The following is a 24,531-nucleotide window of genomic DNA, read 5'->3' on the forward strand; positions in this document are numbered from 1 at the left end:
GCAGCTTGCAGCTTGCAGCTTGCAGCTTGCAGCTTGCAGCTTGCAGCTTGCAGCTTGCAGCTTGCAGCTTGCAGCTTGCAGCTTGCAGCTTGCAGCTTGCAGCTTGCAGCTACTGTTCAAATATTCACCAGTTCTTCTTGCGCGGCCCCGGGCGCTTCTCTAGAATGTCGCCCCTTGCCGCCCCGGCAGGCGCTCGCGCGCCTTCCTCGCCGGCAAGCCAAAACGAAACATTCACTCCTTGCCTGACCACATCGTTGGCAGGCTACAACCCGTAAGGAGCATTTATGCGTCATTACGAAATCATCTTCCTGGTTCACCCGGACCAGAGCGAGCAGGTTGGTGGCATGGTCGAGCGCTACACCAAGCTGATCGAAGAAGACGGTGGCAAGATTCATCGCCTGGAAGATTGGGGCCGTCGTCAACTGGCCTATGCAATCAACAACGTTCACAAGGCTCACTACGTGATGCTGAACGTCGAGTGCAGCGGCAAGGCCCTGGCCGAGCTGGAAGACAACTTCCGCTACAACGATGCCGTCCTGCGCAACCTGGTCATCCGTCGCGACGAAGCCGTTACCGGCCAGTCCGAGATGCTCAAGGCCGAGGAAAACCGCAACGAGCGCCGCGAGCGCCGTGAGCGCGTTGAAACTGACTCCGCCGTCGATGGCGATGACAGCGACAACGACAGCGACAACGCTGACGAGTAATCCACGGATCTATTGAGGAGCCAAGTTCATGGCACGTTTCTTCCGTCGTCGTAAGTTCTGCCGTTTCACCGCTGAAGGCGTGAAAGAGATCGACTTCAAGGATCTCAACACCCTGAAGGCGTACATCTCCGAAACCGGCAAGATCGTTCCTAGCCGTATCACCGGTACCAAAGCCAAGTATCAGCGTCAGCTGGCTACCGCTATCAAGCGCGCCCGCTACCTGGCCCTGCTGCCCTACACCGACAGCCACGGCCGTTGAGACCGGGTAGTCGACGCTTCAAGGGATAGATCGCATGCGCGCACTGGCTGAATTCACCATGCGAGGCCGCATGCAGGCAACGCTGGCCGTGGCCGGCGCTGCAGTGGTTCCGCTGTTGTTCTGGCTGAGTGCCTCCGCAGGCAGCCTGGTGCTGTTGCGAAGGGGGTTCAGTGATGCCGTCGGCATCCTGGCCTGGGCGGTACTGCCGGCTGCGTGCTGGTGGTACCTGGGCGATCCGAGCATCCTTCTGGCCCTGCTCGGGACCCTGGTGCTGGCGCAGATTCTGCGCGTCAGCGAGTCCTGGAGCCATGTGCTGATCGGCAGCGTGGCATTGGGCCTGGTGTTCGCACTGGTGCTCGGCAACGCCTACTCCGAGATGATCGGGGTGCTGGCGACCGAGGTCACCAAGGTGCTGGCCCAGGTCCGCGGCGATGCCCAGCTTTCGGGCGAGGAGCTCGACAGGTTGCAGGCCGCGATGGTGCCGACCCTTACTGGGGTCATGGCGTCCTCGCTGCAGGCCACCTGCCTTCTCTGCCTGGTGCTGGCGCGCTATTGGCAAGCGGCGTTGTACAACCCGGGCGGCTTCGGTCGCGAATTCCGGAGTCTGCGCCTGAGGCCCGCGGTTGCCGTGGCCCTGCTGCTGGGATGCATCCTGATCCCGGCGCTGGATGCACGTGCCGCGTTGCTCGGGCCGCTGTGCAGCGTGCCGCTGCTGTTCGCAGGTGCTGCCCTCGGGCACGGGCTGATCGCCCTCAAGCGCCTCTCGGGTGGTTGGCTGATAGTGCTGTACCTGGCCGTGCTGCTGATCGGGAACTTGATCTGTCTTTTGGCTGTGATCGACAGCCTGTTTGATTTTCGCGGACGCCTGGCTCGCAAGAACGGCGCCGGCCCCGCGAACGGTGAAGGTTAATAGTTAAGAGGATTCCCAAATGGAAATCATTCTGCTGGAAAAAATCGCCAACCTGGGCAACCTGGGCGACAAGGTGAACGTCAAGGCTGGTTACGGTCGTAACTACCTGCTGCCGCAAGGCAAGGCCACCGCTGCTACCGCCGAGAACGTCGCTGCGTTCGAAGCTCGCCGCGCTGAGCTGGAAAAACTGGCTGCCGAGAAGAAAGCTTCGGCTGAAACTCGCGCTGCCCAACTGGCTGAGCTGGAAGTGACCATCACTGCCACCGCCGGTGACGAAGGCAAGCTGTTCGGTTCCATCGGTACCCACGACATCGCTGACGCCCTGACCGCCTCCGGCGTCGAGGTTGCCAAGTCCGAAGTTCGTCTGCCGAACGGCACCATCCGTCAGGTTGGCGAGTACGACGTAGCTGTGCACCTGCACACCGACGTTGAAGCGACCGTCAAGCTGATCGTCATCGCTGCCTAAGTCGGCGCGTCCGGGCAACCGGACGGAGCATGCTTGCACTCAGGTGCGGGCACGCTAACAATCGGGCACGTCATTGCGAGAGCGGTGACGTGCCCGTTGTCTTTCTACCGCATGCATTCCCGAGCCCATGAACGAAATCAGCCTTCCCGAACAGTTCGACCTGGAAACCTCCGCTCTCAAGGTGCCACCGCACTCCATCGAGGCCGAGCAGGCGGTGCTGGGGGGCCTGATGCTCGACAACAACGCCTGGGAGCGGGTACTCGACCAGGTCTCCGATGGCGACTTCTACCGTCATGACCATCGCCTGATCTTCCGCGCCATCTTCAAGCTCGCCGAGCGCAACGCACCCTTCGACGTGGTGACCCTGTCCGAGCAACTGGACAAGGAAGGGCAGCTGTCCCAGGTGGGCGGCCTGGCCTACTTGGGCGAGCTGGCGAAGAACACCCCCTCGGTGGCCAACATCAAGGCCTATGCGCAGATCATTCGCGAGCGCGCGACCCTGCGCCAATTGATCGGCATCAGCACCGAGATCGCCGACAGCGCCTACGCGCCCCAGGGCCGCACCGGCGAGGAGATCCTCGATGAGGCCGAGCGCCTGATCTTCCAGATCGCCGAGGCGCGCCCGAAGACCGGCGGCCCGGTGGGGATCAACGACATCCTGGTCAAGGCCATCGATCGCATCGACGAGCTGTTCAACAACGGCGACGCCATCACCGGCCTGTCCACCGGCTTCGACGAGCTGGACAACCTCACCAGCGGCCTGCAGCCGGCCGACATGATCATCGTCGCCGGCCGCCCGTCCATGGGTAAGACCACCTTCGCCATGAACCTGGTGGAGAACGCGCTGATGCGCAGCGACAAGTCGATCCTCGTCTACTCGCTGGAAATGCCCTCGGAATCCATCGTCATCCGTATGCTCGCGTCCCTTGGGCGCATCGACCAGACCAAGGTCCGCGCCGGCCGCCTGGACGATGACGACTGGCCGCGCCTGACTTCCGCGGTCAACCTGCTCAACGATCGCAAGCTGTTCATCGATGACACCGCCGGCATCTCGCCGTCGGAGATGCGTGCACGCACTCGCCGCCTGGCCCGCGAGCACGGCGAGATCGGCCTGATCATGGTCGACTACCTGCAGCTGATGCAGATCCCGGGCTCCAGCGGCGACAGCCGAGTCAACGAGATCTCCGAGATCTCCCGCTCGCTCAAGGCCCTGGCCAAGGAATTCAACTGCCCGGTGATCGCCCTGTCCCAGCTCAACCGCGGCCTGGAACAGCGCCCCAACAAACGCCCGATCAACTCCGACCTTCGCGAATCCGGGGCGATCGAGCAGGACGCCGACATCATCCTCTTCGTGTACCGCGACGAGGTCTACCACCCCGAGACCGAGTACAAGGGCGTCGCCGAGATCATCATCGGCAAGCAGCGTAACGGCCCCCTGGGCACCGCGCGCCTGGCCTTCCTCGGCAAGTACTCGCGCTTCGAGAACCTGGCGCCGGGCAGCTACAACTTCGAGGACGAATAAAGCTGGAAGCCTGAAGCTGGAAGTGCCGTATGAGGGGAGAGCGCGCAGCGAGCCCCACGCGATCGGCGTCCGACATGACTCTGCCATGGTGGAGCGGTGAAGCGTGGTCCACCCCACGCCCGGGCTGCTAAAACAAATGAGCCCAGGGGTTGACGCTCTCCGTCGATCCCCCAGGCTCTTCCAGCTTCCAGCTTCCAGCTTCCAGCTTCCAGCTTCCAGCTTCCAGCTTCCAGCTTCCAGCTTCCAGCTCTAATCCCGCCATGGATCAATGAAGAGGGGCGCCTTGCCGTTATCATGGGAGCCCGTTTTCGTTCATGAGCCCCTTCCATGCGTCCGCTGATCGCCGCCGTCGACCTTTCCGCCATCCGCCACAACCATGCCGTCGCCAAGCGCTGTGCCCCGGGGCGCCAGGTGTTCGCGGTGGTCAAGGCCAATGCCTATGGGCACGGCGTGCGGGAGGTGGTCAGCGTGCTCCACGATGTCGCCGACGGCTATGCGGTGGCGTGCCTGGAGGAGGCCGCCGAGGTCCGGGCCATGGATGACCGCGCGCGCATCCTGCTGCTGGAGGGCTGCTTCGAGCCCCGTGAGTACCTGATCGCCGCCCAGCTCGGGCTGGATGTGGTGGTGCAGGGCGAGCGCCAGGCCGAGGCCCTGCTCGTGGCCGAGACCAGCCGCCCGCTGAATGTCTGGCTGAAGCTGGATTCCGGCATGCACCGCCTGGGCTTCGATACCGAGGCCCTGCGCCAGTGGCACGGGTTGCTGCATGGCGCCGGCAAGGTGGCCGAACTCAACCTGATCAGCCACTTCGCCTGTGCCGACGAGCGTGGCCACACGCTCACCGAGCAGCAGGTGGAATGCTTCCTCGGCCTGCTGGACCTGGATTTCGACCAGCGCAGCCTGGCCAACTCCGCCGCCATCCTCACCATCCCCGCTGCCCACATGGACTGGGTGCGTCCCGGCATCATGCTCTACGGCGCCACCCCATTCGCCGACCTCGCCGCGCGCGAACTGGGGCTCAAGCCGGCCATGAGCCTGACCGCCGAGCTGATCGCCGTACGGGATGTCGCGGAAGGTGAGAGCGTTGGCTACGGCGCCTCCTGGGTCGCCGAGCGCCCCTCGCGTATCGGCATCGTCAGCTGCGGCTACGCCGACGGCTACCCGCGCAACGCGCCCAGCGGCACGCCGGTGGTGATCCGTGGCCAGCGTGCGCCGCTGGCGGGGAGGGTGTCGATGGACATGCTGGCGGTGGATCTGACCGACCTGCCCGAGGCCGTCGAAGGCGACGCGGTGGAGCTGTGGGGGGCGCAGCTGCCGGTGGACGAGCTGGCCGCCGCCTGCGGCACCATCGGCTACGAGCTGCTCACCAAGGTCACCGCACGGGTGCCGCGTCGTTACCTGAGCTGAGGCTCAGACCAGGCCGCTGGGTACCTTCAGCACGTCCAGCTCCAGGCGTGCCTCGCTGGACAGTTCGCCGTCCGCGCCGAAGATCGCGAAGCCCGAGCGGCCCTTCTCCTTGACCTTGTACATCGCCTGGTCGGCGGTCTTGTAGAGGCCGGCGAACTGCCGTGCATGTTGCGGGTAGAGCGCGACACCTATGCTGATGGTCACCGTCAGCTTCTGGGCGCCGTAGTGCACCGGCTCCGCCAGCTCGGCCAGCAGGCGCTCGGCGATCTCCCGGGCGTGGGGCTCGGCGTCCGGCCCGCAGATCAGCACCGCGAACTCGTCCCCGCCCAGGCGCGCCACGCTGTCGCCCCCCCGCACGTGCTCGCGCAGGCGCTGGCCGATGCTGCGCAGCATCGCGTCGCCGGCATCGTGCCCGTACTTGTCGTTGATCGGCTTGAAGTGGTCCAGGTCGATCAGCATCAGCGCCACCGTCTCGCTGCGCCGGCCGGCGTTGGCCAGGGCGGTTTCGGCGCGCTCGATCAGGTAGCGGCGGTTGGGCAGGTCGGTGAGGGCATCATGGAAGGCCGCGTGCTCCAGCTCCTGCTCGCGTTCGCACAGGCGCTGGTTGGCGGCCGCCAGTTCGGCGGTGCGGTTGGCCACGGCGGCCTGCAGTTCGTCGGCACTGGCCTGCATCTGCGCCAGGCGCGCGGTCTTCTCGCGGTCCACCTGCTCCAGCGCGGCGGCTTTTTCCTGCTTGAGCATCTGGATGCGGTAGGCGAGGGCGAAGGAGAACAGGATCGACTCCGCCGCCACGGCGATGGGGAACATGTAGGCGGTGAAGTTGGTGGGCTGGATGATCCCCGCCGCGCGCATCACCAGCACCGCCGTGCTGACCAGCACGGTGCCGTAACCGACCAGGTAGAAGCGCGCCGGGATGAAGCCCTGGTACCAGCGCACCCCGGCGCTGATCAGCGCGGTGGGCACGGTGACGATGGGCGTGATGGCGATCAGTAGGGCGCCCTCGGCGCGGTAGCCGAAGGCGTTGATCAGGATGGCGATCGCATAGAGCACGCAACTTACATTGAAGGCGCGCTCGGCCCAGACCAGCCCGCGTCGGGTGTACAGCAGCTCCTGGGTGAAGCGCATGACGAAGATGCCCCAGAGCGAGGGCAGGCTGATGCGGTCGAGCCAGAAGGGCACCGGCGAGCCGCCCCAGAAGTACTGGAAGCCGTGGCCGGTCATGCTGAGGATGAACACCAGGGCGCAACCGGTGGCCAGTACGTACCAGAGGTAGGCCTTGTCACGCAGGGCCACGAGGATGAACAGGTTGTAGAGGAACAGCGCCAGGATCACCCCGTAGATCAGGCCGAAGCCCATGTCCTCGGTGGCGCGCAGGTCCTGCAGGTCATCCAGCTGCCAGACCTTGAGCGGAAAGGAGTTGCCCGCCGGGTCGTAGCTGCGGAAGTAGAAGGTCAGCGGTTCCGTGCCGAGTTCCGGCAGGCGGAACACCATGCGCCGGTAGTCGAAGTCACGGCCTTCGGCGAAGGGCACCGACTCGCTGGTCTCGCGTTCGCTCCAGCCGCCCTGGCCATCGGGCAGGTAGAGGCGCACGCGGTAGACGGTGATGCCCGAGTTCTCCAGCCACCACTGTGCGGGCGCATCGGCGCTGCGGCTGAGTTGCACCTTTACCCACCAGGCACTGCGGCTCTGCCCCACGGAGGCGCGTCCATCCGCCGGAACGAAGCGCGACTGCACGGCCGGATCGGCCATGTCGGCGATGCCGAGTGTCCCGCTGGCGTCTTCCAGCAGCTCTATATGGGTGTTCAAGGGGGTGCCGCTGCTGTCGGCCTGCAACTGGAAGGGAGCTGCGCTGGTCTGGCCGCAGAGGCCGAGGATGCCCAGCAGAATCATTGTCAGATGGATTAGGCGAAGCACCGCACGCTCCTTGTGCCCGTAACCACTGGGGGGCGGGCGGTATTGTTATCGGCAGGAGTATAGCCATTAGGTATCAAAGTGATGACAGCTATATGTCGCCGGCTGGAAAAGGCATCGGAAAACCTACTGCCAAAGTCGGACTTGTTCATTTTTTGTGCTATATTTCGCGCCCGCTTTTTCACCTGAGATCCGACGGTCCCTGCCATGCAAGCCGCCAAGCCGCTGTTCGACTATCCGAAGTACTGGGCCGAATGTTTCGGTCCTGCACCTTTCCTGCCAATGAGTCGGGCGGAGATGGACCAACTTGGCTGGGACTCCTGCGACATCATCATTGTCACCGGTGATGCCTACGTCGATCATCCTTCGTTCGGCATGGCGATCATCGGCCGCCTGCTGGAGGCCCAGGGCTTCCGCGTCGGCATCATCGCCCAGCCGGACTGGCGCTCGAAGGACGACTTCATGAAGCTCGGCGAGCCCAACCTGTTCTTCGGCGTCGCCGCCGGCAACATGGATTCGATGATCAACCGCTACACCGCCGACAAGAAGATCCGCTCCGATGACGCCTACACCCCGGGTGGCGTCGCCGGGCGTCGACCGGACCGCGCCAGCCTGGTGTACAGCCAGCGCTGCAAGGAGGCCTACACCCACGTGCCCATCGTGCTGGGTGGCATCGAGGCCTCGCTGCGCCGCATCGCCCACTACGACTACTGGCAGGACAAGGTCCGCCACTCGATCCTGATCGATGCCTGCGCCGACATCCTCCTCTACGGCAACGCGGAGCGCGCCGTGGTGGAGATCGCCCAGCGCATGGCCCAGGGCGAGACGATCGACTCGATCACCGACATCCGCGGCACCGCCTTCATCCGCCGCGACACCCCGGAAGATTGGTTCGAGATCGACTCCACCCGCATCGACCGCCCGGGCAAGGTCGACAAGATCATCAACCCCTACGTCAACACCCAGGACACCGCCGCCTGCGCCATCGAGCAGGAGAAGGGCCCGGTCGAGGACCCGAACGAGGCCAAGGTGGTGCAGCTGCTGCCCAACCCGCGCCTGACCCGCGAGAAGACCGTGATCCGCCTGCCGTCCTTCGAGAAGGTGCGCAACGACCCGGTGCTCTATGCCCACGCCAACCGCGTGCTGCACCTGGAGACCAACCCGGGCAACGCCCGCGCTCTGGTGCAGCGCCACGGCGACACCGACGTGTGGTTCAACCCGCCGCCCATCCCCATGACCACCGAGGAGATGGACTACGTCTTCGGCATGCCCTACGCGCGGGTGCCGCACCCGGCCTACGGCAAGGAAAAGATCCCCGCCTACGAGATGATCCGCTTCTCGGTGAACATCATGCGTGGCTGCTTCGGCGGCTGCACCTTCTGCTCCATCACCGAGCACGAGGGCCGCATCATCCAGAACCGCTCCCACGACTCGATCCTGCGCGAGATCGAGGAGATGCGTGACAAGGTGCCCGGCTTCACCGGCGTCGTGTCCGACCTCGGCGGCCCGACCGCCAACATGTACCGCATCGCCTGCAAGGACCCGGAGATCGAGCGTCACTGCCGCAAGCCGTCCTGCGTGTTCCCCGGCATCTGCGAGAACCTCAACACCGACCACAGCTCGCTCATCGAGCTGTACCGAAAGGCACGCGCCCTGCCAGGGGTGAAGAAGATCCTCATCGCCTCGGGCCTGCGCTACGACCTCGCCGTCGAGTCGCCCGAGTACGTCAAGGAGCTGGTCACCCACCACGTCGGCGGCTACCTGAAGATCGCCCCGGAGCACACCGAGCGCGGCCCGCTGGACAAGATGATGAAGCCCGGCATCGGCAGCTACGACCGCTTCAAGCAGATGTTCGAGAAGTACTCGAAGGAGGCGGGCAAGGAGCAGTACCTGATCCCGTACTTCATCGCCGCCCACCCCGGCACCACAGACGAGGACATGATGAACCTCGCCCTGTGGCTCAAGCGCAACGGCTTCCGCGCCGACCAGGTGCAGGCCTTCTACCCCTCGCCCATGGCCAGCGCCACCGCCATGTACCACTCGGGCAAGAACCCTCTGCGCAAGGTCACCTACAAGAGCGAAGGGGTGAAGATCGTCAAGAGCGAGGAGCAGCGCCGCCTGCACAAGGCCTTCCTGCGCTACCACGATCCCAAGGGCTGGCCGATGCTGCGTGCCGCGCTGGAGCGCATGGGCCGCGCCGACCTGATCGGCAACGGCAAGCACCAGCTGATCCCCACCCACCAGCCGGAAACCGACGGCTACCAGAGCGCCCGCCGCAAGAACTCCACCCCGGCCGGCAGCAAGAAGGTCGGCAAGGCCATGCTCACCCAGCACACCGGCCTGCCGCCCCGTGCCAGCGACGGCAGCAAGCCCTGGGACAAGCGCGAGGAAGCCAAGGCTGCGGCCCAGGCCCGGCGCCAGGCGGAGAAGAGCGGCGCCGGTAAGGGCGCCAAGAAGCCCGGCAAGCGCCCCCCGGTACCGCGCTGATCCGCCGTGCCGTGAAATGAAGACACCAGCCCCGTGCTGGCGTTTTCGTTTCCAGCCACGGTCCACGGTCCACGGGATGCAGGGGGTGACTTCAGTCGCCCGCTTTCTTGCCCCGGATGGGTTCTTGAAGGGACTGGTTACAAAATGTTTTTGGCACTATAGTTCCAATCTCATAAAAACAACGACGGAGCCCGCCATGCGTATCGCCTCCCTTTCCCTTCTCGCGCTCTCGGTGCTGCTGGCCGGCTGCGGCGAGCAGGACAAGACGCCCACCACCCACGTGGATTTCCAGAAGGAGCTGCAGGCCAAGCTGATCAAGGCCAAGCCGGGCACCGTCATCGAGATTCCCGCCGGTACCTACCAGCTCGACCGCAGCCTCAGCCTCAAGGCCAGTGGCGTCACCATCAAGGGCGCCGGGATGGACAAGACCATCCTCAACTTCAAGGGCCAGAAGGCCGGTGCCGAAGGGCTGCTGGTGGACGCCTCCGACTTCACCATCGAGGACCTGGCCCTGGAAGACACCAAGGGCGACGCGCTCAAGGTGGTGGGCGGCAAGAACATCGTCATCCGCAACGTGCGCACCGAATGGACCAACGGCCCGGCCACCGAGAACGGCGCCTACGGCATCTACCCGGTGCAGACCGAGAACACCCTGATCGAAGGCGCCGTGGCCATCGGCGCCTCCGACGCCGGCATCTACGTCGGCCAGTCGCGCAACGTCGTGGTGCGCAACAGCCGCGCCGAGCGCAACGTGGCCGGCATCGAGATCGAGAACACCATCGGCGCCGACGTCTACGACAACCTCGCCACCGGCAACACCGGCGGCATCCTCGTGTTCAACATGCCCAACCTGCAGCAGCCGGGGCACGGCACCCGCGTCTACCGCAACCAGGTCAAGGACAACGACCACGACAACTTCGGCCACAAGGGCACCCCCGTGGCCAGCGTGCCGGCGGGCTCCGGCGTGGTGATCAACTCCAACGACGACGTGGAGATCTTCGACAACGACATCAGCGGCCACCGCACCGCCAACGTCATCGTCAGCAGCTACTTCAGCACCGGCTACACCAACCTCTCCACCTCGGAGAACTTCGACCCCTACCCCGAGCGCATCGCCATCCACGGCAACCGCTTCGGCCCGGGTGGCGACAGCCCCGACAACCTCGAGCTCAAGGCCCTCAAGGTCGCCAAGTTCGGCCTCGGCGGGCGGCTGCCCGACATCCTCTGGGACGGCTACGTCAACCCGGCCAAGCTGGTGGACGGCAAGCTCCCGGCGGAGCTGGGCATCTGCGTCGACAACGGCGAGGCGGTGCTGATCAACGTCGACGGCCCCAACGGCTACAAGAACATCACCACCGACATGTCCGCCCATCGCTGCAAGCTGCCGGCGCTGCCGGAAATCGTCCTGGGCTCGGCCAAGGAGGCTCCCGGCGCATGAAGCGAGGCCTGCTGTTGATCGCCCTCCTGCTGCTCGCCGCCTGCGGCCGGCAGCCGGAGCCGCGCTTCATGCCCGAAGGCGACGCCTACCCCGAGAAACTCAGCGAGTGGGGCATGCTGCGCCTGGCCGACGGCCACCTGCAGCCGATGGCCGCGGTGCTGCCCTACGACCTCAATACCCCGCTGTTCACCGACTACGCCCACAAGATGCGCACCCTGTGGATGCCCGACGGGCAGGCGGCGCAGTATGGCGAAGACCACTTCGACTACCCCGTCGGCACCGTGCTGACCAAGACCTTCTACTACCCCCGCGACGAACAGGGCCGCCTGCTGAAGAACGGCCAGGACGACCGCGACCCCCGCGAAGGCCTGGCCCTGGACCGCGTGCGCCTGGTGGAGACGCGCATCCTGCTGCGGCAGAAGGACGGCTGGATGGCGCTGCCCTACGTCTGGGACGAGGCACAGAAGGAGGCCACCCTGGAATGGGCCGGGGCCAGCTTCGACCTGGAGCTGCTGGATGCGAAGGGCGAACGCCTCGCCGTCGACTACCAGGTGCCCGACGCCAACCAGTGCGCCGGCTGCCACGAGGAGCGCCACGGCGAGGGCGTGCGCCCGCTCGGCCCCAAGGCGCGGCACCTGAACAAGGACCTGGTCTATGCCGACGGGCCCGACAACCAGCTCGTCCACTGGCAGAGGCGCGGCTTCCTCAGCGGCCTGCCGGCAGCGGTGGCCAGCGTCCCGCGCAACGCCCTGTTCGGCCAGCCGCGCGACGGCGAGAGCCTGGAGTTGCAGGCCCGCAGCTACCTCGACGCCAACTGCGGGCATTGCCACAACCCCAAGGGCCCGGCGCGCACCTCCGGCCTGTTCCTCGACGCCGCCGCGCCGATGGGCATCAACTTCGGCCTGTGCAAGCAGCCCGTGGCCGCCGGCAAGGGCTCCGGCGACCGCCTGGTGGACATCCACCCGGGCAAGCCGGAGGAATCCGTGCTCACCTACCGCGTCGAAAGCACCGACCCCAGCGTCATGATGCCCGAGCTCGGCCGCTCCTCCGTCCACCGCGAGGGCCTCGACCTGCTCGAACGCTGGATCGCCGGCCTGCCTGGCGCCTGTCGCAGCTAGCGACCTGTAGGTTGGTGCCGAGCGCAGCGAGGCCCAACGGTGCGGACCCAAAACCGCGTCGTTGGGCTTCGTACCTCAACCCAACCTACGCTCCCCTAACCGCCCCCACGCCCGTCATCTTCCCCGACTATGCTCAGGCGCTGACCCGAAAGCCGCCGGCACGCGACGCGAACCATTTTCGTGCGCGCCGTTCGAAGCAGTGCGTCCCGAGCCCCGTTCCAGTGCCGGCGCGGGGCGCACCCATCGACAAAACAGCACCTTGCGCGCTGGCATGAGACTTGCGCAGCAAGGCCATCGCTCAGGCTCGCAGGAGGCACGCCGTGTCGATCCACGTCGCACTGCACCACGTCACCCATTACCGCTACGACCGCGAGGTCGCCCTCGGTCCGCAGATCGTCCGCCTGCGCCCGGCGCCCCACAGCCGCACGCGCGTCCTCGGCTATTCGCTGAAGGTCGAGCCGGGCAAGCACTTCATCAACTGGCAGCAGGACCCCCAGGGCAACTACCTGGCGCGCCTGGTGTTCCCGGAAAAGACCCGTGAGCTCAAGGTCGAGGTGGACCTGGTCGTCGAGATGGCGGTGTTCAACCCCTTCGACTTCTTCCTCGAGCCCTATGCCGAGCAGGCACCCTTCGCCTACACCGCCGACGAGCAGCGCGAGCTGGCGCCCTACCTCAGCCGCCAGCCGGCCACGCCGCTGTTCGCCAGGTACCTCGCCGCCATCGACCTCACCCCGCGCGCCAGCGTCGACTTCCTGGTGGCGCTCAACCAGCGCGTCTCCCGCGACATCCGCTACCTGATCCGCATGGAGCCCGGCGTGCAAACGCCCGAGCAGAGCCTGGAACTGGGCTCCGGCTCCTGCCGCGACTCCGCCTGGCTGCTGGTGCAGCTGCTGCGCCATATCGGCCTGGCGGCGCGTTTCGTCTCCGGCTACCTGATCCAGCTCACCGCCGACCAGAAGGCCCTCGACGGCCCCAGCGGCACCGAGGTGGACTTCACCGACCTCCACGCCTGGTGCGAGGTGTACCTGCCTGGCGCCGGCTGGATCGGCCTCGACCCCACCTCCGGCCTGTTCGCCGGCGAAGGCCACGTACCGCTCGCCTGCAGCCCCGAGCCGTCGTCCGCGGCGCCCATCAGCGGTGCGGTGGACGAGTGCGAATGCGAGTTCTCCCACGACATGCGCATCGAGCGCATCTGGGAAGCGCCCCGGGTCACACGGCCCTACAGCGACGAGCAATGGGCGGCGATCCTCGAGCTTGGCCGGCGCATCGACCGCGACCTGCTGGCCCGCGACGTACGCCTGACCATGGGGGGCGAACCCACCTTCGTCGCCATCGACTACCCCGACGACCCGGAGTGGAACACCGCCGCCCTAGGGCCGAACAAGCGCCGCCTGGCCGCCGAGCTGTTCCATCGCCTGCGCGGGCATTACGCCCCCAACGGCCTGGTGCACTTCGGCCAGGGCAAGTGGTACCCGGGCGAGCAACTGCCGCGCTGGTCGCTGAACTGCTTCTGGCGCCGCGATGGCGAGCCGATCTGGAACGACCCGGCCCTGTTCGCCGACGAGACCCGCGGCTACGACGCCAGCGCCGAGCTGGCCGGGCGCTTCCTCGCGCAGCTGGCCGGCCGCCTGGGCCTGGCCGCCGACGGCATCTTCCCGGCCTACGAGGACTGGTACTACTACCTCTGGCGCGAGCGCCGGCTGCCGGTCAACGTCACCCCCGAGGACGCCCGCCTCGCCGACCCGCTGGAGCGCGAGCGCCTGCGCAAGGTCTTCGAGCAGGGTCTGGGCGAGATCGTCGGGCAGGTGCTGCCGCTGGGGCGCAACGCCGCTGGCGATGGCTGGCAGACCGGCTCCTGGTTCCTGCGCGACGAGCACTGCCGCCTGCTGCCGGGCGATTCGGCGATGGGCTACCGCCTGCCGCTGGATTCGCAACCCTGGGTCAGCGAGGCCGACTACCCCTACATCCACGCCGCCGACCCCGGCCAGGCCTTCCCGCCGCTGCGTCGTGCCGCGCAGATCCGCACCCAGCTGCGCCAGGGTGCGCAAGCCAAGGGCCAGGCCGAGGCCGCGCCCGGCCTCTACCAGTCGGCTGCCGGCGTGGTCCGCACCGCCCTGTGCGCCGAGCCCCGCGACGGGCGCCTGTACCTGTTCATGCCGCCACTGGCGGAACTCGACCCCTGGCTGGAACTGGTCGCCGCCATCGAGGCCACCGCGCGCGAGCTGGAGTGCCCGGTGCTGCTGGAGGGCTACGAGCCGCCCGGCGACCCGCGCCTGAACGTATTCCGCGTCACCCCGGACCCGGGCGTCATCGAGGTGAACATCCACCCCTCCAGCAGTTGGGAGGAGTTGGTCGAGCGCACCGAATTCCTCTACGAGGCCGCGCGGCAGACGCGCCTGGCCAGCGAGAAATTCATGGTCGACGGCCGCCATGTCGGCACCGGTGGCGGCAACCACTTCGTCCTCGGTGGCGCCACCCCGGCGGACTCGCCCTTCCTGCGCCGCCCCGACCTGCTGCGCAGCCTGATCAGCTACTGGCACAACCACCCCTCGCTGTCGTACCTGTTCTCCGGCCTCTTCATCGGCCCCACCTCCCAGGCCCCCAGGGTGGACGAGGCGCGCAACGACGCCCTGTACGAACTGGAGGTGGCCTTCGCGCAGATGCCCGAGCCCGGCGCCGACTGCCCGCCCTGGCTGGTGGATCGCCTGCTGCGCAACCTGCTGGTGGATGTCAGCGGCAACACCCACCGCGCCGAATTCTGCATCGACAAGCTCTACTCGCCCGACAGCAGCAGCGGCCGCCTCGGCCTCCTCGAGCTGCGCGCCTTCGAGATGCCGCCCCACGCGCGCATGAGCCTGGCCCAGCAACTGCTGCTGCGCGGCCTGGTGGCGCGCTTCTGGGAACAGCCCTACGCGCCGCCGAAGCTGGCGCGCTGGGGCACCGAGCTACACGACCGTTTCCTCCTGCCGCACTTCGTCCAGCAGGACTTCGACGACGTGCTGCACGAGCTCAACGAGGCGGGCTACCCGGTGCGCGGCGAGTGGTTTGCGCCGCACTTCGAGTTCCGCTTCCCCAAGTACGGCGACTTCATGGCCAAGGGCATCGAACTGGAACTGCGCCAGGCCCTGGAACCCTGGCACGTGCTGGGCGAGGAGGGCGCCGCCGGCGGCACCGTGCGCTACGTCGATTCGTCCCTGGAGCGGGTGCAGCTCAAGCTCGGCGGCCTGGCCCCGGACCGTTACGTGCTCACCTGCAACGGCGAGCCGGTGCCCCTGCAGAGCACCGGCCGGGTCGGCGAATTCGTCGGCGCCGTGCGCTACCGCGCCTGGCAGCCCGCCTCCTGCCTGCAACCCACCATCGGCGTCCACGCGCCCCTGGTGTTCGACCTGGTGGACACCTGGATGCAGCGCTCCCTCGGCGGTTGCCAGTACCACGTCGCGCACCCCGGCGGGCGCAGCTACGACAGCTTCCCGGTCAACGCCTATGAGGCCGAGAGCCGGCGCCTGGCGCGCTTCTTCCGCCTCGGCCACAGCCCCGGCAAGCTGCAGGTCGCACAGCCGCAAAGGAGCGACGAACTGCCAATGACCCTGGACCTGCGTCGCCATTAAGCTGTGCGCCGCCGCAGCCTGGCGTCCGGCCGGCTGCGGCGGCACCCAGGATTACAATTGAGAACGGGCGCATCCATTCGCGAGTACCAGATGTCCGACCTGCTTGCCCACTACCCCCTGACCGACACGGCCTACCACGAGCTGCTCGACGCCACCGGCGAGGTGCGTCCGCACTGGCTGCGCCTGTACCTCCAGCTGCAGCGCAGCAGCGCCGCCCAGTTGCGCCAGCGCCAGGAACTGCTGGCGCGGCAGATCCAGGAAAACGGCGTCACCTACAACGTCTACGCCGACCCCAAGGGCACCGACCGCCCCTGGGAGCTGGACCTGCTGCCCAACCTGATTTCCGCCGAGCAATGGCAGCCCATCGCCCAGGGCGTGGCCCAGCGCGCGCGCCTGCTCAACGCCGTGCTGGCCGACGTCTACGGCGAGCAGAAACTCATCGCCGAAGGCCTGCTGCCCAGCGAGCTGGTATTCGGCCACACCAGCTTCCTCTGGCCCTGCCAGGGCGTGCAGGCCATCGGCGGCACCTACCTGCACAGCTACGCGGTCGACCTGGCGCGCGATGCCGACGGCCAGTGGCACGTGCTCGCCGACCGCACCCAGGCGCCCTCCGGTGCCGGCTATGCGCTGGAGAACCGGCAGATCGTCTCGCGCGCCTTCCCGGAGCTGTACCGCGACCTGCGCGTGCAGTACCTGGCCGGCTACTTCCGCGCGTTGCAGGAGACGCTGATCCGCCAGGCCCCCGGCGACGGCGAGACGCCCCTGGTGGTGCTGCTAACGCCGGGGCGTTTCAACGAGACCTACTTCGAGCACCTCTACCTCGCGCGCCAGCTGGGCTTCCCCCTGGTGGAGGGCCACGACCTGACCGTGCGCGACGCCACCCTCTACCTCAAGACCCTGGGCGGCCTGAAGCGCGTGCACGCCGTGTTGCGCCGCCTGGATGACGATTTCTGCGACCCCCTCGAGCTGCGCACCGACTCGGCCCTCGGCGTGCCCGGCCTGCTCGACGCCGTGCGCCGTGGCCGCGTGCTGGTGGCCAACGCCCTGGGCAGCGGCGTACTGGAGTCCCCCGGCCTGCTGGGCTTCCTGCCCGCCGTCAACCGCCGCCTGTTCGGCGAGGAACTCTTGCTGCCCACCGTCGGCACCCGCTGGTGCGGCACCCCCGGCGTGCTGCAGGAAACCCTCGGCGCCCTGGAGGGCCTGGTGATCAAGCCGGCCTTCCCGTCGCAGAGCTTCGAGCCGGTGTTCGGCCACAACCTGGCGCCGCACGCGCTGGATGCACTGCGCAAGCGCCTGCAGGCACGGCCCCACGCCTATGTCGCCCAGCGCCAGGCGCAGTTGTCCCAGGCGCCGGTGTGGCAGGCCGAAGGCGAGCGCGGCGCCCTGCACTCGCGGGCCATCGGCATGCGCGTGTTCGCCGTGGCCACCGCCGACGGCGGCTACTGGGTGATGCCCGGCGGCCTCACGCGCGTGGCCTCCGAGGCGGACGCCGAAGTGGTGTCCATGCAGCGCGGCGGTGCCAGCAAGGACACCTGGGTGCTCGCCGACCGGCCGGTGACCGGGGAGCCCCTGCGCCCGCGCATCCTCGGTGTGCGCGACCTGATCCGCCAGGACCCCTACCTGCCCTCGCGGGTGGTGGAGAACCTGTTCTGGTTCGGCCGCTATGCCGAACGTTGCGATGACGCCGCGCGGCTGCTGCGCGTGGTGCTGTCGCGCTACGTCGATGCCGACGGGGACGAGCGGGCCCGGCAGGCCGCGCTGGAGCTGGCCGAGGCCCTGGGCCAGCTGCCGCCCGGCGACGAGCCCCTGGACCGACGCCTGCTCCAGGCGCTGCTCAGCGATGACTGGGCCTTCAGCCTCAGCGCCAACCTGCGTCGCCTGCACTGGGCGGCGGCCCAGGTGCGCGGCCGCCTCTCGCGGGAAAACTGGCACGCGGTGCTGGAACTCCAGCAGGAAGCCCAGGGGCTGGACCCGGCGCGCATGGACCTGGGCGACGCCCTGGACTTCCTCAGCCGCCTGCTGATGTCACTGGCGGCGCTCTCCGGCTTCGCCCTCGACGACATGACCCGCGACGACGGCTGGCGCTTCCTGATGATCGGCCGGCGCATCGAACGGGTGAGCTTCTTCGCCGAGAGCATCGCCGGCTTCCTGCGCGGCGGTGCGGCCTGGGACCCGGGCGCCCTGGAGTGGCTGCTGGAGCTGGGCAACAGCACCATCACCTACCGCTCGCGCTACCTGGCCTCGCCGCAGCTGATCCCGGTGCTCGACCTGCTTCTGCTGCACGAGCAGAACCCCCATGCGCTGCGGTTCCAGCTGCAGGCCCTGGAGCGCTCGCTGGGCCGGCTGCACGAGGAATTCGGCGCGCCCCAGGAGCTGATGCTGAGCGGCCTGATCGGCCGCCTGCTGGCCTTCGACCTGGGCACCCTGGAAAACCCGCTGTTCGGCAGCGACAGCCTCGACGAGGTGCTGGAGGGGTTGGCGCACCTGCTCGGCGAGATCGGCCAGATGGTCGGCCAGGTCTCGGATCGCCTCGCTTTGCGCTATTTTGCCCATGTCGACGACGTCAGCCAGCAAACGGTATCCACCTGATGCACTCCCAAGCCGCCTCCGTCGCCCCCCAGGGCGCGCGCTACCAGGTGTTCCACGACACCCACTACCGCTACGCCGCGCCGGTGTCGCTGGCCCAGCAGCTGGTGCACCTGTGGCCGCGCGAGTGCCCCTGGCAGCTGTGCAGCGGGCAGGACCTGGAGATCAACCCGGCGCCGTCCTCGCGCAGCGAAGGGCTCGACGTGTTCGGCAACCCGCTGTGCCGCCTCGCCTTCGAGCGGCCCCACGACCAATTGCAGGTCAACGCGCGGCTGCTGGTGGAAGTGCTGCCCCGCGGCCCCCATGCGCTGGACAGCTCGCCCCCCTGGGAGCTGGCACTGGCCGGCCAGGCCTTCACCGGGCGTCCGCTGGGGGCCGAGGCGCTGGAGGCCTGCCGCTATCGGGTCGAGTCGCCCTACGTGCGCATCAAGCGCCAGTTCGCCGACTTCGCCGAGGACTGCTTCCCCCTCGGCCGGCCGCTGTTGCTCTGCGCTGCCGCGCTGATGGAAAAGATCTTCACCGGCTTCGATTTCGACGCCGAGGCCACCCAGGTGGCGACCCCGCTGACCGAGGTGCTGGAGCGCCGTCGCGGCGTGTGCCAGGACTTCGCCCACCTGATGCTCGCCTGCCTGCGCTCCAAGGGCCTGGCCGCACGCTACGTCAGCGGCTACCTGCTGACCCAGCCGCCGCCCGGGCAGCCCCGCCTGATCGGCGCCGACGCCTCCCACGCCTGGGTTTCGGTGTACTGCCCGCGCAACGGCTGGGTGGATTTCGACCCCACCAACAACATCCTCCCGGACCTGGAGCACATCACCCTGGGCTGGGGTCGCGACTTCTCCGACGTGTCGCCCCTGCGGGGGGTGATCCTCGGTGGCGGCAGCCACGACCCGGACGTGCGGGTCACGGTGATGCCGCTGTGGGAGTTGGCCGTATAGGTCGGGCTCCGTGTCTCAGCAGCCCTTCAGGCGCAGGTGCAGGATGGGAAACGGCTTGCCCGACCCGTCCAGCTCCGAGCGGCTTTCCACCTCGAAGCCCATGTGCAGGTAGAAGCCCACGGCCTGCGGATTCTGCTCGTTGACCTCCACCGCCGTCGCGCCCTCGTTGGCGATGGCGTGCAGCAGCAGTTCGCGGCCGATGCCCTGGCCATGCAGCGCCGGGTCGACGAAGAGCATTTCCACCTTGCCCTCGGCGGTGCCGATGAAGCCCTGGATGCGCCCCTCGGCATCGCGGCTGCAGGCCAGCTTCACCGAGTCCAGGTAGGCGTCGCGCACCAGCGGCTTGAAGAACTGGATGTCGTCCTCGCCGAGGAAGTGGTGGGTAGCGCGCACGGCGGCCTCCCAGACCTCCACCAGGCGCTGGCGGTCCTTGTCGTCGATGCGTTCGAGTATGTCCATGTTCACCAGTGTCGTTTCGAGCGGTTCCAGAGATAGAGCAGGCGGGCGAAGGCCTTGTAGCCCAGTTGCGCCAGCCCGTGGATCAGCGGCAGGGAGAGCAGGCGGGCCTTCCAGCGCTCCTTCGGCGAGTGGCGCCAGAGCACGATGAAGGCGTCCACGCCCATGCGCTTAACGCCCTGTTCGTCCACCAGGTGCAGGCGCTCGCGGACGTACTCCAGCGCCTCGCCGATTTCCTCCACCGCCTGGTTGTCGGCGTGCACGTCGGCCCACTCGATCTCGCAGGCGGTGGACTTGTCCTTCTGCCCTTCGATGCCCGCCCGGCACACGGGGCAGGCGCTGTTGTAGTAGACCTTGATGCGCCCTTCGTCCTCGCTCATCGCACGCTCCCTATTGGTAGGTCCTGCCGTTGTGCCTCAGCCAGCCGCCCGGGTGGCGGCCGCGTGGGTCGTGGTGGGTCCAGTGGATCACCCCACCCTTGTCGTTCCATTCGTATTCGCCGGCGAACTCGATCGTGTCGCCTTCGCGCAGGCCCTCGACGCGGGGCGCCAGGTCGATGTTGTGCGCCACCAGCAGGCTCAGGCCGTCGTCGGTACGCATCAGGAAGCGCTGGTGGCGACTGCCCTTGAGGTCGTCGCGCAACACGCGGGTGACCACGGCACGACCCTCGACCTGCAGGTCGCTGCGGCGATCCTCGAAGGCCTGGCGCAACGGCGCGCTGGTGCTGGTTACGCTGGCTGCGGGTGCGCCGGTGAGGCCCTGGAGCAGGCCTGGATGGCGTTGCTGCACGCCATAGAGCGCAAGGCCCAGGAGCAGGGCGATGAAAAGCTTCTTCATGGGGCGGGCCACGTCCGTTCGGCGGGCCGGGTCAGCCCAGGCGGCATGCTGGGGCACGGCCGTCCGGGCTGTCCAGAGGGATCAGTGGGGTTTGCGATCGACCCACTTGGGCGCCACGGTGGGGCGCCAGGCTTCCAGGCGCTCCAGCAGGATGTCCGGGGCGCCGCCGACCTGCAGCATGCCGCGATGCTGGTCGCGTACGAAGCGCTCTTCCACCAGGTGGTCGAGGAATTCGGTGAGCTTGCCGTAGAAGCTGTTCACCTCCAGCAGGCCCAGGGGCTTGCTGTGGTAGCCGAGCTGGCCCCAGGTCCATACCTCGAAGAGTTCCTCCAGGGTGCCCAGGCCGCCGGGCAGGGCGATGAAGGCGTCGGCCAGTTCGGCCATGCGGGCCTTGCGGGCGTGCATGCCGTCCACCACTTCCAGGCGGGTCAGGCCCTTGTGGCCGATCTCGGCCTCCTTGAGGCTCTGCGGGATGATGCCGATCACCTCGCCACCGGCCGCCAGGGCGGCATCGGCCACGGTGCCCATCAGGCCGACCGCGCCACCGCCGTAGACCAGCGTCAGGCCACGCTCGGCCAGGGTGCGACCCAGGTCGCTGGCGGCACGTTGGTAGATCGGATTGGCGCCGGGGCTGGCACCGCAGAATACGCACACGGAGCGCAAGGTCATGGTCGACTCCCGAAAAAAGTCGGCAAGATTAACGGCTCGCGTGGCGTCCCGGAAGCGGCGCGTGGACGCAGCTTCCGAACGGTAGGGGCGGGTGTGGCGGATCAGTCGTCGCAGTTGCCGCTGGCTCCGGCGGCGTAGGCGGCGAGCAGGCTTTGCAGGACGTTCATGGTGGCGCTCCTCGGTCTGGGATGCGGCCATTCTCCGCGCCGCGCTGGCGAGGCGCCGTTTGATTGTCTCGATGACCGTGATAGCCCCTGCGCAGGGCGCGGGATTCCTGCGGTTTGTTGACGCAGGTTATGGGAACTCCACGCCGACTCAGGCAGTCTCCCCTCTGGGCTGATCCGGCCCTACCTGCCAAGGAGACTCCAATGATTCGCAAGCTCGTCGTTGCATCCGTGCTGGCCCTGGCCAGTGCCCCTCTGCTGGCTGCTGAATGTTCGGTGGACGTGGAAGGCACTGATCAGATGACCTTCAACACGAAGGAAATCAAGGTCAGCAAAAGCTGCAAGACCTTCACCGTGAACCTCAAGCACGTCGGCAAGCTGCCCAAGAACGTGATGGGCCACAACTGGGTCCTGAGCAAGACCGCCGACGCCCAGGCCATCGCCACCGAAGGCATGACCGCCGGTGTCGACAAGGACTACCTCAAGGCCGACGACGCCCGCATCATCGCCCACACCAAGCTGATCGGCGGCGGCGAGACCGCGACCACCACCATCGACGTATCCAAGCTGGCCGCTGGCGAGAGCTACGAGTTCTTCTGCTCCTTCCCCGGCCACGTCTCGATGATGAAGGGCACCCTGGCCCTGGTCGACTGACCCGACAGGCAATGACAAGGGGCCGCTCCGTGAAGCGGCCTTTTTCATGGGCGATGGAAACCGCCCACGCCAGCACGATGATGGTGGCTGGGTAGGGGGATGACGCTTTTTTCATCCACCGGGCGGAGCTTCGCCTCATGTACTCCGCGCCGGCGAGCACATCGGTCCTGGATGGGTGCGCGCAATGACGCTCATGGAGTGGGGGAACTCCATCGCGAATGAATTCGCTCCCACAGGCTGTGTCCGGGGCGACTCCGCTTGGCGGGTAGCCCGTAGGATGGGGCGGGCGGCGTTCCGCGAGCTCCGCGAAACCCATCAACGAGGAGGCCCTGCTAGGTCCCTGCCGTCATCTTGAAGATGCCCTGGGCGTTGCTGCTGTCGAAGGCGAGGTCGATGCGGCCGTCGGCCTCGTCGGCCTTGCGCTGGATGAATTCGACGAAGGAGCCGGGCACCTGGCGCCGCACGGTGGCACCGGCCGCGTCGATGAAATCGCGCTCGACCTGCACCGCGCGGTAGGCGGTCTGCATCACCCGGCCGGAGGCGGAGACTTCGATGCTGGCCTTCATCGGCCGGCCCTTGGCGTTCTGAGCGGCGACCACGCTTTCCAGGTCGGCGACGCGGTCGGTGAGGTGGTTGAACATGTTGCCCTCGGTGGCGATCCAGGCCATCTCGGCGCTTTCCTCGCGCAGCTGCTCGTAGTCGCTTTCCAGGGGCGCGTCGTGCTGGCAGCCGAAGGCGTCGAACAGCGCAGGCAGCAGGTCGAGGGCCTGCTCGCGGCTGCAATGGCGGGTGCGCCAGAGTTCATCGAGCGTCGCCAGGTGGCGGGGTTGCAGCGGGTCGCGGCTGGCGCCCACCACGCGGCTGACCGCGAGCTGGAAGGCTTCGCTGAAGCGCCCAGGGTGCAGTTCGGAGACGAAGAACTGGGCGATGTCCTCGGGAAGGTCCATCTGCCGGTAGGCGTAGCCCGTCATGTTCAGGCGGGTCAGCGGGTAGGTGCGCACGTCGGTGAAGCCCAGGGGCTCGAGGATGCGCACGAAGGCCTGGCGGCCACGGGGCAGGGCGCCGTTGTCGGGCCAGTCGACGGTGCGGATGGCGCCGTGGTCGAACAGCACCTGGCGGCCGTCGGCCCGTTGTTCCTCGACGTAGGTGCGGCCAATCGGTACCGCCTCCACCAGCTTGTGGAACAGGCACAGGTTGAGCGCCTCGGCCAGCCAGGCGCGGTGGATGCGCAGCTCCGTGAAGGTGAAGCCGTCCAGGGCGCCGGGTACTTCGACGTGGGCGTCGACCCAGCGGGCGGCGGGTTCGCCGATCACATGGGCGACCAGGGGCAGGAGGCGTTCGCGGGCGTTCATCGGCACGGGCTCGGCTGTGGCTGTACGGGCCTGCTATCCAAGCAGCCGCGCGGGCGCGGGGCAAACGAAAAAAACCGGCGGGTTCATTCCGTTTTTTCCTGATGCGACGCCGGCCCCTGGGCGCCGTTCTCCAGCTGTTCCAGCATCCAGCGCACGAAGTCGCGCACCTTGGGCACTTCGGCGGCGTGCTCGGGGTAGGCCAGGTAGTAGGCGTTGCGGCTGGGCATGGCGTGGTTCCAGGGGATCACCAGCTTGCCCTCGGCCAGTTCCTCCTCCACCAGGAAACGCGGCAGCAGGGCCACGCCGCAGCCGGCCTGGGCGGCGCGGATGCACATGTAGGACGTGTCGAAGCGCGGCCCGTGATAGCTGTGCTCGGTGTGCCGGTCCTGGCTCTGGAACCACTCGTGCCAGGCCTCCGGGCGGGTGGCGTTCTGCAGCAGCACCAGGGTGGTGAGCTGGGTGGGGTCGGTGAAGGGCTCGGCGGGCATGCTCGACGGGGCGCAGACCGGCACCACTTCCTCGCTGAACAGGCGGATGCACTCGGCGCCCGGCAGCGCGCCCTGGCCGAAGAACAGCGCCACGTCGGCGCGGCCCTGGAGCAGGGCATCCGGCTCCAGTTCGTTGCGCACGTCCAGGTGCACGTTGGGATGGCGCAGGCGCCAGCCCTTGAGGCGGGGAATCAGCCAGCGCGCGCCGAAGGTCGGCGGCGTGGCCACGCGCAGCACCTCGGTCTCGCCGCCGTAGGACAGCATGTAGTGGGTGGACATCTCCACCTGGGTGAGGATCTTGCGCACCTCGGAGAGGTACAGCGAGCCCGCCGGGGTCAGCTGCAGGCGTCGGCGCACACGGCGGAACAGCAGGTGCTGGAGCATCTCCTCCAGCTGCGCCACCTGCTTGCTCACCGCGCTCTGGGTCAGGGCCAGCTCCTCGGATGCGCGGGTGAAGCTGAGGTGGCGTGCCACGGCTTCGAAGCACTGCAGGGCGGTGAGGGACGGCATGTGGCGTTTGAGCATGGCGGGTCCGGGCGGGTTCATGAGCAAAAGGAATGATA

General features: G+C 67.5%; 21 protein-coding genes. 14 read left to right on the forward strand and 7 right to left on the reverse strand.

The window, feature by feature from the left end:
* The 7 genes from WFQ67_RS25530 to alr form a co-directional block, all read left to right on the forward strand.
* Positions 1-275, forward strand: a 275-nt coding sequence (locus WFQ67_RS25530) for a hypothetical protein (RefSeq protein WP_337058567.1), incomplete at its 5' end; no start/stop codon positions are given.
* A 9-nt stretch (positions 276-284) separates the two neighbouring features.
* Complete coding sequence (gene rpsF, locus WFQ67_RS25535; RefSeq protein ID WP_111259899.1) at positions 285-704, forward strand: 30S ribosomal protein S6; 420 nt, start codon at positions 285-287, stop codon at positions 702-704.
* Between the two features lie 28 nt (positions 705-732).
* Positions 733-963, forward strand: a complete 231-nt coding sequence (gene rpsR / locus WFQ67_RS25540) for a 30S ribosomal protein S18 (RefSeq protein ID WP_003452992.1) — start codon at positions 733-735, stop codon at positions 961-963.
* A 34-nt stretch (positions 964-997) separates the two neighbouring features.
* On the forward strand, positions 998-1,873 hold the full coding sequence (locus tag WFQ67_RS25545; protein WP_173171398.1) for a hypothetical protein: 876 nt from the start codon (positions 998-1,000) through the stop codon (positions 1,871-1,873).
* Between the two features lie 19 nt (positions 1,874-1,892).
* On the forward strand, positions 1,893-2,339 hold the full coding sequence (gene rplI / locus WFQ67_RS25550) for a 50S ribosomal protein L9 (RefSeq protein ID WP_111259901.1): 447 nt from the start codon (positions 1,893-1,895) through the stop codon (positions 2,337-2,339).
* Positions 2,340-2,466: 127 nt separating this feature from the next.
* A complete protein-coding gene (dnaB, locus tag WFQ67_RS25555; RefSeq protein ID WP_111259902.1) occupies positions 2,467-3,861 on the forward strand; it encodes a replicative DNA helicase in 1,395 nt (464 codons plus the stop codon).
* A gap of 327 nt (positions 3,862-4,188) precedes the next feature.
* Positions 4,189-5,265, forward strand: coding sequence for an alanine racemase (gene alr / locus WFQ67_RS25560; protein WP_337058568.1), 1,077 nt, complete (start codon positions 4,189-4,191; stop codon positions 5,263-5,265).
* 3 nt (positions 5,266-5,268) lie between these two features.
* On the opposite strand, the gene WFQ67_RS25565 is transcribed toward alr, so the two are convergent.
* Positions 5,269-7,155 carry a diguanylate cyclase gene (locus WFQ67_RS25565; protein WP_213630702.1) on the reverse strand — a complete coding sequence of 629 codons (1,887 nt, stop codon included), beginning with the start codon at positions 7,153-7,155 and terminating at the stop codon, positions 5,269-5,271.
* Between the two features lie 228 nt (positions 7,156-7,383).
* Here WFQ67_RS25565 and WFQ67_RS25570 point away from each other — a divergent pair, with 228 nt between their 5' ends.
* The 6 genes from WFQ67_RS25570 (at position 7,384) to WFQ67_RS25595 (ending at position 19,348) form a co-directional block, all read left to right on the forward strand.
* Entirely contained in the window at positions 7,384-9,663 is a 2,280-nt protein-coding gene (locus tag WFQ67_RS25570) for a YgiQ family radical SAM protein (RefSeq protein WP_337058569.1), read from the forward strand.
* 196 nt (positions 9,664-9,859) lie between these two features.
* Positions 9,860-11,101: a parallel beta-helix domain-containing protein gene (locus tag WFQ67_RS25575; RefSeq protein ID WP_173171403.1), complete on the forward strand. Its 1,242-nt coding sequence runs from the start codon at positions 9,860-9,862 to the stop codon at positions 11,099-11,101.
* The gene (locus WFQ67_RS25580; protein WP_337058570.1) at positions 11,098-12,219 is read left to right on the forward strand and encodes an SO2930 family diheme c-type cytochrome; all 1,122 of its coding nucleotides are present in this window, start codon (positions 11,098-11,100) and stop codon (positions 12,217-12,219) included. The genes WFQ67_RS25575 and WFQ67_RS25580 overlap by 4 nt, the downstream gene beginning before the upstream one ends.
* A gap of 320 nt (positions 12,220-12,539) precedes the next feature.
* Positions 12,540-15,827 (forward strand): transglutaminase family protein, encoded by a 3,288-nt coding sequence (locus WFQ67_RS25585; RefSeq protein ID WP_337058571.1) that lies wholly within the window; start codon positions 12,540-12,542, stop codon positions 15,825-15,827.
* Between the two features lie 90 nt (positions 15,828-15,917).
* On the forward strand, positions 15,918-18,416 hold the full coding sequence (locus tag WFQ67_RS25590; RefSeq protein ID WP_213626549.1) for a circularly permuted type 2 ATP-grasp protein: 2,499 nt from the start codon (positions 15,918-15,920) through the stop codon (positions 18,414-18,416).
* Entirely contained in the window at positions 18,416-19,348 is a 933-nt protein-coding gene (locus WFQ67_RS25595; protein ID WP_213626547.1) for a transglutaminase family protein, read from the forward strand. The genes WFQ67_RS25590 and WFQ67_RS25595 overlap by 1 nt, the downstream gene beginning before the upstream one ends.
* Before the next feature lie 15 nt (positions 19,349-19,363).
* Here WFQ67_RS25595 and WFQ67_RS25600 read toward each other — a convergent pair whose 3' ends face one another.
* From WFQ67_RS25600 to WFQ67_RS25615, 4 genes are all read right to left on the reverse strand, one after another.
* Positions 19,364-19,807, reverse strand: coding sequence for a GNAT family N-acetyltransferase (locus WFQ67_RS25600; RefSeq protein WP_337058572.1), 444 nt, complete (start codon positions 19,805-19,807; stop codon positions 19,364-19,366).
* 2 nt (positions 19,808-19,809) lie between these two features.
* A complete protein-coding gene (locus WFQ67_RS25605) occupies positions 19,810-20,184 on the reverse strand; it encodes a thiol-disulfide oxidoreductase DCC family protein (RefSeq protein WP_213626543.1) in 375 nt (124 codons plus the stop codon).
* 10 nt (positions 20,185-20,194) lie between these two features.
* Entirely contained in the window at positions 20,195-20,641 is a 447-nt protein-coding gene (locus WFQ67_RS25610; RefSeq protein ID WP_213626541.1) for a DUF3465 domain-containing protein, read from the reverse strand.
* Between the two features lie 81 nt (positions 20,642-20,722).
* Complete coding sequence (locus WFQ67_RS25615; protein ID WP_337058573.1) at positions 20,723-21,310, reverse strand: TIGR00730 family Rossman fold protein; 588 nt, start codon at positions 21,308-21,310, stop codon at positions 20,723-20,725.
* Between the two features lie 368 nt (positions 21,311-21,678).
* On the opposite strand from WFQ67_RS25615, the gene azu reads away from it, so the two are divergent.
* Entirely contained in the window at positions 21,679-22,128 is a 450-nt protein-coding gene (gene azu, locus WFQ67_RS25620) for an azurin (protein ID WP_111263808.1), read from the forward strand.
* Positions 22,129-22,460: 332 nt separating this feature from the next.
* Here the strand turns inward: azu and WFQ67_RS25625 are convergent, their stop codons facing one another.
* Both WFQ67_RS25625 and WFQ67_RS25630 read right to left on the reverse strand, forming a co-directional pair.
* Positions 22,461-23,480, reverse strand: a complete 1,020-nt coding sequence (locus WFQ67_RS25625; RefSeq protein ID WP_337058574.1) for a DUF1338 domain-containing protein — start codon at positions 23,478-23,480, stop codon at positions 22,461-22,463.
* Between the two features lie 83 nt (positions 23,481-23,563).
* Entirely contained in the window at positions 23,564-24,493 is a 930-nt protein-coding gene (locus WFQ67_RS25630; protein ID WP_173171426.1) for a LysR family transcriptional regulator, read from the reverse strand.
* Between the last annotated feature and the right edge of the window lie 38 nt (positions 24,494-24,531).

The sequence above is a fragment of the Pseudomonas sp. USHLN015 genome (genome assembly GCF_037153275.1).
In the GTDB taxonomy this organism is placed as follows: domain Bacteria; phylum Pseudomonadota; class Gammaproteobacteria; order Pseudomonadales; family Pseudomonadaceae; genus Metapseudomonas; species Metapseudomonas tohonis.